This window comes from Streptomyces doebereineriae (genome assembly GCF_031845645.1).
GTDB lineage: Bacteria > Actinomycetota > Actinomycetes > Streptomycetales > Streptomycetaceae > Streptomyces > Streptomyces canus.
Genome location: NZ_JAVREZ010000461.1, coordinates 1 through 417, shown reverse-complemented (window position 1 = coordinate 417; position 417 = coordinate 1). Strand labels below are relative to the sequence as shown.

Genomic DNA, 417 nt, shown 5'->3' with positions numbered 1-417 from the left:
TACACGGACCTCCTGATCGGCCTGTGCCGCCAGGCGGGCGTGGAACCCGACACCCGGCGCAACCCGGTGCAGGGCACCCCGCCCCTCACCGCCGTCAGCGCGACCGGCCGCATCGCCTTCGTCACGGCACCCCCGGGCCCGGCGGCAGGCGGCACGGCCCACGTCATCGACCTGGACCCGCCGGTCCACGTGCCCGTCCACGCGCTGTGGCCCGCGCACACGACGTGCCGGGACCGGGACGTGTTCCTCAGCCGGGCGGGGGAGGGCGTTTCCGGGGCGGGGGAGGGGCAGGGCTCATCGCCGGGGTGAGGAGGGGCGGCGCTGACCCGGACTCGTACAACTCCTGGCCGAACTCGTACAGATGCCGTACGAGGTCGGCAGGTGCCGTACGGGGGCGCGCCGCCCGCCCCCCCGTAT

Annotated in this window: 1 pseudogene; it reads left to right on the top strand. The window is 75.8% G+C overall.

Annotation, left to right across the window (positions count from 1 at the left end):
• Positions 1-309, top strand: a pseudogene (locus tag RNB18_RS52775) (LysR family transcriptional regulator); the annotation flags it as partial.
• Between the last annotated feature and the right edge of the window lie 108 nt (positions 310-417).